Here is a 9,205-nt window from a genome sequence, read left to right as displayed (position 1 = left end):
AATTCTTCTGAAATATAGGGAGGTAGGTTTTTTATTTTACAAAATAATCCTAGCATTTACTAGGGTTAAAAGGAATTTATTGCCTAAATCTTAGTTTTGTCGGTCGATAGTGATTTTATTTATAATTGATTTAATTTCATTAAGCGCTAAAGTTCCCGTTTGTGTAGACGGTGAATTATATTCTATAATATTTAAATAACCGTTTAAAGAATATACTTTACTTCCTTCTATTATAAAAAATGGAAAACTGTCACTGTGTGACATAGGCATTGAGCTATTAAAACTTCCAAATCCAGGTGGTTTAACATAAACATAAGCGGATACATTAGGAGCGCCAGATTGTAAAACCCATATTTTGCCAACTGGAACAGTCAAAGCAGTACCTTCAGTATTATGAGCATTAAAATCAATAGGAATAATATTGATAATAGTCATATTTTCTAATTGAGAATAAGACGCTAAAGATGACAACAGTAATACTGTAAGAATAAATTTTTTCATTGTTTTAAGATTTAGATTAATAAAACTCAAATGTAAATTGTTAAAAAATCTTTACCTTACGGTTTCCCGTAAACGAGTTAATTTATTATACCTGTAAATGAATTTAGTAATCAATACTTTTTTACTTATCTGTTAATAAGCTACTTGAAAATAATAATTACATGAAATTTTAATGATTAATAATTGTAATCCAACTATTATTTATTGAAGAAAAGTAAATTAAATTAATTTCAATCAAATCTCATTACATTTTTTTTGTATTTCATTTTCTAAAGAATCTCATTTTACGGAAAACCGTAAAAAACCTATTTTTATAAGTCGTAAGTTTGTTGTTTACTTTAAAAAAGAATTTCAAATCGCCATCGTATTGAATATATGATAATTCGCGAAATGTCCTGATATCATTTTATGAGAAACCTTTACAAGATTCTATTTTTATTTGTTTTAGTGAATTTTAATTCATCGATTGCTTATTCTTTAAATATAGTTAAGGTAAATGAACCATTAAAAACAATTGCCTCCCCATCAGGACAAATAACGGGAAATGCAACGGTATGCTTGAATTCGACAGCACCTATAGTGAAATTTGAAGTAATAGATGATAATGGAAAGGAACCCTATAAATTTAGCTATACCATAAATGGAGTCGCACAAACTCCTGTTTCTACCACAGGAAGTAATAAAAGTATAACTGTTCCTCAACCAACAAATGTTGCCAACACATTCATTTATATTTTAACTGGGATAAAAGATAAAGACAATAATGATATTGCAGTTTCAAATAGTCTCAACACTGTTGTAATTAATGTAAATCCTTTGCCAGTAGTTGATTTTACTTTTACTGATAATCAGTGTTCGGGAAGTTCGGTGCAATTTACCACAACAAATGTCGGTAGTTCCAATACTTGGAATTTTGGAGATGGATCTACCTCAACTAGTCAGAATCCTACTCATGTATTTAATAATACAAATGGAAATTCAACTCAATCATTTAATGTAACCTTAACAGTGACCGATGCCAATGGATGCATTAATAAAACAACTAAAGCTGTACATATTCAAAATCCGGATACTTCTTTAAATTCAGATGCGGTTTCAGACATATATAATGGATACAAAACTTTTAGAGTTTGTTCTAATACTGTCTCTGAAATTCAATTTATTAATGCTTCTACAACCTTAGCTACAAACAGTAATTACAGTATCAATTGGGGAGATTCAACTCCAGATTTTACTTCAACTACATTTTCAACAACTTCACATACTTATTCGGTTGGATTATGGACATTAACCTACACGGTGAAAGGACAAAATGGATGTTCCATTTCAAGAATATATAAAGTGTTTGTTGGTAATAATCCTGCAGTAGGCATTGGAAATCCTGGTAATACAAACATTTGCAATTCAACACCGCTAACTTTTCCTATTACAGGAACAGAAAATAATCCTCCAGGAACAATTTATACAATTACTTTTAATGATGGCTCCGCACCTTTGACTTTTAATCATCCGCCACCTGCATCAGTCACACATACCTTTTTAAAATCTTCGTGCGGCATTACTAGTAATAACGGTTCAACAATTTATCAAAATTCATTTTCAGCAAATATCGAAGCATCAAATCCTTGTGATATTTCAGGCGGCAGCGTTGTACCAATACGAGTTTCAATGCCTCCAATTGTAAATTTTACTATACCACAACCAATAGTTTGTACTAATAATTCGATTTGCTTAACAAACACAACAACTGGAGGAGCAATTCCGACAAATACATCTTGTGGAAATCCAAAATTGATATGGTCAATTTTTCCTTCGACAGGCTTTACACTTACTAGTGGAACTTTAGGCAGTGACAACAATGGGTCTTCAAATACAAATACTTGGACATCGGGCACAAATGACATATGCCCAGTTTTCAATTTGCCAGGCACTTATACAATTACATTAAAAGTGGGTGGCAATTCGTGTTCTTCCGATCAAATAACAAAAACTATTTGCGTAGAAGCTCCTCTAACTCCTCAATTCACACTCAACAATATTTCAGGATGCTCATCACAAGCTATTACAGCCACTAATACGACAGATACCACAAATTCTTGTAGTCCTCCAACTTATCTATGGAGTGTAGCTTTTGTTCCATCAAGCTGTGGAACTGTTATTACAGCTATTCCTAATCAAACTACAACAAACGCTGCTTTTAATTTTACAGAGGCGGGAATTTATACCATAAAACTCACAGCAACAAATTCCTGCACCCCTTCACAACTTACAACAAAAACGGTAACAATAACAAAACCACCCATCGTTACAATCACTCCAATTGCGTCGCTTTGTCAAACTTTGCCAACCACTACAATTAGCCCAACGGCAATGGTTGTAAACTGCGGAACACAATCTCCTTTGACCTACGCCTGGAGTTTTCCTGGAGGAACGCCAGTAACCTCAGCTATGGCTGTTCCCGGCCCCATCAGTTACAGCACGACCGGCACTTTCACAGTTTCACTAACCGTTTCTAATGAATGTGGTCCATCAAATACTGCAACTCAACAATTGACAGTTAGCCCTTCTCCAACTATAACAGGTACTTTATTTTCTTGTATTAATTCCACTTCTCAATTAACAGGTTCTGCAACTGCTGCTGCAACAAGTCCTTGGACGTCTTCTTTGATAGGAGTTGCTACCGTTAGCTCAACAGGTTTGGTAACCGGAGTTTCGGCAGGAACTACAACTATTACTTATACTAATAGTAATGGTTGTAAAACAACTGCATTATTTACCGTAAATCCAACACCCATAGTAACTTTTTCAATACTAAATCAGACAATTTGTTCGGGAGATACTTCGTCCATAGTAACATTAAGCAGTGTTCCAGGAGCTACTTTTAATTGGACGGCAGTTCAACCCACTGGAATATCAGGAGTTATATTAAACGGAACCAATACAATTCCTTCTCAAGCTTTGGTCAATAGCACGAATGCCAATATCATTGTAATATATAATGCCACAGCAACATTGGCAAGTGGCGCAACTTGTGCTGGAGCGGTATTTCCCTATACTATTACTGTGAAACCAAAACCATTTATTGCGGCTATTATGACTGCGACAAGTTGTAGTGGTTTACCGTTCAATGTTACGCCAACGAATGGAGCTGGAAATAGTATTCCAACAGGGACCACTTATTCTTGGATTGCTCCAGTTGTAACCGGAGGGCTGACTGGCGGTAATGCAGGAACAAATCAGACCAGTATATCTGGTACATTGACCAATCCAACCAATAGTGTTCAAACAGCCACTTATTCTGTTACACCATCATTCAATGGATGTTCAGGTTCTGCCTTTGATTTAGTAGTGACTGTTAATCCAAAACCTGATGTAACGACTACACCCAACGTTATACTATGTAACGGTGAAACAAGCTTGCCGATTAATTTTACAGGGACAGTTATAGGTACAACTTATACTTGGAGCTCTAGTACCACAAGTATTGGAATTGCTATAAATGGAACCAACAGTATTCCATCATTTAATGCCATAAATACAGGAACTACACCCATAATTGCTACCATTACAGTAATACCGTCGGCTAACAGTTGTTCAGGGCCATCCAAAACTTTTACCATTACTGTAAATCCGACACCAACAGTAAATTCGATAACCAATCTTATAAAATGTAATGGTGTTGCAAGTGGAACACTATCGTTTACAGGGAGTGTAACTGGAACCACTTTTGATTGGACGAATGACACCCCAACCATTGGTTTAGCTGGAAGTGGTAGTGGAAATATCGCCTCATTTGCCACTATAAATAATGGTTTAACTCCTATTATTGCCACTATAACCGTCACGCCAAAAGCGAATGGCTGTATTGGCACACCCATAACTTTTACCATAATCGTTAATCCTACTCCAACCGTTGATTTGCCCTTGAATCAAATTGTTTGCAACGGGCAACAGACCACGGCTATTTTCTTTACGGGAGCCATTTCAAATACGACCTACAATTGGACCAACAACAATTCGACAATTGGATTAGGAGCAATTGGCGTAGGAGATATTCCTGCATTTACGGCCATCAATAATGGAACGAGTCCAATTGTCGCCAACATCGCAGTAACGCCAAATGTAAATAGTTGTCCTGGAGCATCCAAAACGTTTACCATCACGATAAATCCATCACCGGGAGTAACTTTTTCGCCTACAAATCAAATTATATGTTCGGGCTCATCTTCTGCAGTGGTCAATTTAAGCAGTACGGCAGCAGGCACCAATTTTACTTGGACCGCAGCGTTACCAGCAGGAATAACAGGTGTTATTCAGAATGGAACCAACACGATTCCGGTTCAAACATTAACCAACTCGACCAATATTCCCATTGTGGTGACTTATTTGGCAACGGCCGAATCGACTAGTGGCGTGAGTTGTCAGGGGATTACTTATCCGTACACTATAACCGTTAATCCCGTTCCATCCATCACTACCTCGCAAGCCCAAACCATTTGTTCCAATACCTCCTTTTCAGTACTTCCATTAGACGGAGCGGGAAATAGCGTTCCGGTTGCAACCACTTATTCCTGGGGAACTCCCGTGGTTACAGGAGGAATTTCTGGCGGAGTAGCATTATCCAATCAAACCACCATTAAAGGCACTTTAATTAACCCAACAGATGCCGTACAAACCGCAACCTACGCCGTAACTCCAAAATCAGGCACTTGTAATGGCACCTCTTTTACAGTAGTGGTTACGGTCAATCCCGCTCCTAAAGTACTTTTTTCGGGAGCCAATCAATTCCTGTGTTCTGCAATTGCGACTTTGCCCATTACGTTATCAAGTCCTACTACCGGAAATATCACCTTCAATTGGACTGCCACTATTCCTGCAGGAATCAACGGAGCAACAGCTTCGGGAACAGACACGATTCCAACCCAAACTCTAGTGAATACAACCATTGCTCCGCTCACAGTGATTTATACCGCAACAGCCACTTTGGATACTAATGGGGTCTTGTGTACGGGTCAGCCTTTGGATTATAAAATAACGGTGAATCCGGCCATTATCACTTCAAGTATTTTATCTAACTATAGCGGTTTTAACGTTAGTGCTGTAGGAGTGAGTGATGGATCCATCAATGTCACCGTAACGGGAGGTTCGGGTGCTTACACCTATTTATGGTCGGGACAGGGTGGTTTTTCGGCATCAAGCCAGGACCTTTCCAATGTCCCCGCCGGAGCTTATTCTCTAATTATAAACGATGGGCTTTGCAGTCCTATCACCTTAGATTTTGTACTGACCTCGCCAATGCCTTTATTGATTCAAGAAGACGTGGCGGCACACCTTGACCTACTTTGTTTTGGCTATTCGACCGGTGTCCTTAAAGTGGATATTACCCAACAATCGGTTGGTCCTTATGATTACTTATTGACCTTGCAAGAAGGCGGAACGATTAGCAACATCATAAATTCAGCGGCTACTACTTATACTTTTACGGATTTGGCAGCAGGTATTTACGATATCAAGGTCACGGATGCCAATGGAAGCGTGAAGATCATTCCTGGAGTAATTATCACGCAACCGAGTGGCATAACGGCTTCCATTTCAGCCCAAACGAATGTCAATTGTGCCGGAGACGCAACAGGTTCGGCAACGGTAACCGCCAGTGGCGGAATAGGAACATTACTATATTCCTGGAATACTATTCCCATTCAAACCACGGCAACAGCCACTGGACTTACGGCAGGAACTTATACTGTTACCATAACCGATGCCAATACTTGTTCCCTACAAAAACAGGCAATAATAATTGAACCGAATGCCATTGTCACCTCCATTTCTTCCCAAACCAATGTATTGTGTTTTGGAAACAACACTGGTTCTGCAACGGTATCCGCCAGCGGAGGCACCGGGATTTTAAGCTATTCCTGGGACACTGTACCCGTTCAAACGACTGCAACCGCGACGGGATTAGTTGCCGGAACTTATACTTTGACCGTATCCGATACCAAAGGGTGTCAAAAAGTGCAAACCGTAATTATTACACAACCCACAGGAGGATTAAGTTCTACCATTTCCAATTCAACCAATGTAAGTTGTTTTGGCGAAAATAATGGAAGCGCCACTGCCACCGTTTCAGGAGGAACAGCGCCTTACTACTATTCCTGGAATACAGTTCCTGTTCAAACATTGGCTACAGCCACAGGATTAAAGGCTGGGAATTACAGTGTTTCGATATCAGACCTCAATGGTTGCAGTACATCGACATCCGTCACCATTACCGAACCTTTGGGGATGGCAGCGAACATTACCGCACAAACCAATGTTTTTTGTTCTGGAAATAGCACAGGCTCAGCCACTGTTACTGCAACTGGAGGAACACTCCCTTATGATTATTCCTGGAATACAACGCCTGTCCAAACTTCGGATGTGGCCGTAAATTTACCCATAGGAACCTACACCGTTACCATTACCGATGCCAAAGGTTGTACCACGACAGCCCAAGCCATAATAACCGAACCCAACGGAATTGTTACTACAATAGCCTCACAAACTAATGTAGATTGTTTTGGAAACAGTACCGGAGCAGTCAGCATATTGGCCAGTGGTGGAGCGGGAACTTTGAGTTATTCGTGGGATACAAACCCTGTACAAACCACGCCATCCTTGGTTGTATTGATTGCAGGAACCTACAATTTGACCGTGACAGATGCCAACAATTGTACTAAAGTTCAAGCCGTAACCATTACGCAACCCGATGATATCGTTATTAGTACCGATTTAGAAAAAGACGTCAGTTGTTATAATGCTGCCAATGGGGAAATCAAGATCACAATTAGTGGAGGCACCTTAAACTATACTTATGCCTGGACAAAGAATGGAATTGCTTATGCCACTACTGAAGATCTTTCGAATTTAAGTCCGGGTGTTTACCAAGCAAGTGTTTCGGACGCCAACAATTGTGGACCAAAAACGGCCACTTTCACCATCACGGAACCCCTTATCTTGGCTGTTGGTTTAGTTGGTAAAACGGACGTTTTGTGTTATGGTCAGTCTACAGGAGTCGTAAACGTGAATGTTGTTGGTGGTACCTCACCCTATACTTATGCTTGGTCGGGTCCCAATGGTTTCGCCAGTTCCAATCCAAATTTAGCGAATGTTTTTGCAGGAACTTATAATCTAGTGGTTACCGATAATTTGGGTTGCACAAAAACATTGAGTGTTACCTTGACCCAGCCCACAGCCATTAATATTACGGCGACTACCACACCCATCATTTGTTATGGAGCCAATAATGCCTCCATCAGCATTGCAATTTCCGGAGGAATTGCTCCCTATGACATAACGTGGAGCAATTTGGGAAGCGGGACTTTTCAGGACAATCTTTCGGCGGGCGATTATCTTGTTACGGTAACCGATACAAATAATTGCGTACAAACATTGAATGTTAACATTCCTGAAGCTCCTATTTTTACCATTAACCCCGTGGTGAAAAACATTACTTGCTTTGGAGATAAAAATGGAAGTATCAACCTCAATATTGTGGGAGGAATAGCTCCCGTAAAATTAGTTTGGGATGACAGTACCGTGGCAGGAACTACCAGAAATAATTTGGGACCCGGTTCTTACACCGTGACCATCACCGATAGTAAACCTTGTACCATCAAAAGGACTTTTATTATATTGGAACCTCAATTATTAGTACTTTCGGCTAATGTTACCAATGCTTTTGACTGTTTCAATGCCAATACAGGCGCAATAAATCTTCTCGTTTCTGGTGGCTCAGCCCCCTTTACTTACTCTTGGTCCAACGGGGCTACCACCGAGGATTTAAGTAACATTCCTGGAGGTAATTATTTGGTTACCGTAAAAGATGTTAATGGCTGTTCTCAACAAACACAATACAATATCAACCGACCTCCTCCTATCGTTACAAGCGTAGAAACGAAAACGGATTTCAATTGTGAAACCAAATACGTCAAACAAACCTTTGTGGCACAAGTTTCGGGAGGCGTTCCTCCCTATCAATTGGTTTGGTCCAGTGGAACTGTCAGCGGACCGAACAATGAATTGATGAATACCAGCCAAAACGGAACGGTAATTTTGAACGCTACAGATGCTATTGGATGCAAATCCAATTACACATTTACTGTCGCTATTCCAAAACTGGGTACACCATCATTTGACTCCAGTTCTTATGCTTATTCGACCTATGGCATGTATTCCATCAATGACCCCATTCAGTTTACCAACACGGCAACAGGAGATTACATCAGTATGATTTGGGATTTTGGCGATGGCAGCGTTTCTACAGAACTCAACCCTGTGCACACTTTCATCAATCCTAAAAACTATGTAGTTACTCAAACAGTTACTTATCCTTTGGGTTGCGTGTACGTTCAAAAAATAACTTTTATTATCGGAAAAGGTTATGTTTTAGTGGTTCCAACTGCTTTCACACCCAACAATGATAGTTTAAATGATACCTTCAGACCGGTGACCAAGGGGTTAAAAAAAGTACGTCTGGATATTTATGACACATGGGGTTCGATGATTTATTCCGAGTCCGGGGATGTTTTGCGAGGTTGGGATGGTAAAATAAAAGACTCCAATTCCGAAAACGGGAATTACTATTGTAAGGTAAGCGGAGAAACTTTTTATGGCACTATTGTCAATGAAAATCACCCATTTGTATTAATAAAATAAGCCTCAAAGA

Annotated in this window: 2 protein-coding genes; one reads left to right on the top strand and one right to left on the bottom strand. The window is 39.5% G+C overall.

Annotation, left to right across the window (positions count from 1 at the left end; translation table 11 throughout):
• Positions 1–90 precede the first annotated feature (90 nt).
• Positions 91–501, bottom strand: coding sequence for a hypothetical protein (locus tag IR213_RS14345; RefSeq protein ID WP_194312993.1), 411 nt, complete (start codon positions 499–501; stop codon positions 91–93).
• Positions 502–909: 408 nt separating this feature from the next.
• Between IR213_RS14345 and IR213_RS14340 the strand changes: the two genes are divergently transcribed.
• A complete protein-coding gene (locus IR213_RS14340; protein ID WP_194312992.1) occupies positions 910–9,195 on the top strand; it encodes a PKD-like domain-containing protein in 8,286 nt (2,761 codons plus the stop codon).
• Positions 9,196–9,205: the final 10 nt, after the last annotated feature.

Origin of the sequence: Flavobacterium soyangense, from assembly GCF_015277675.1 — a bacterium.
Classification (GTDB): domain Bacteria; phylum Bacteroidota; class Bacteroidia; order Flavobacteriales; family Flavobacteriaceae; genus Flavobacterium; species Flavobacterium soyangense.
Note: the sequence above shows the minus strand (reverse complement) of the source record. Positions and strands in the feature narration are given on the sequence as shown.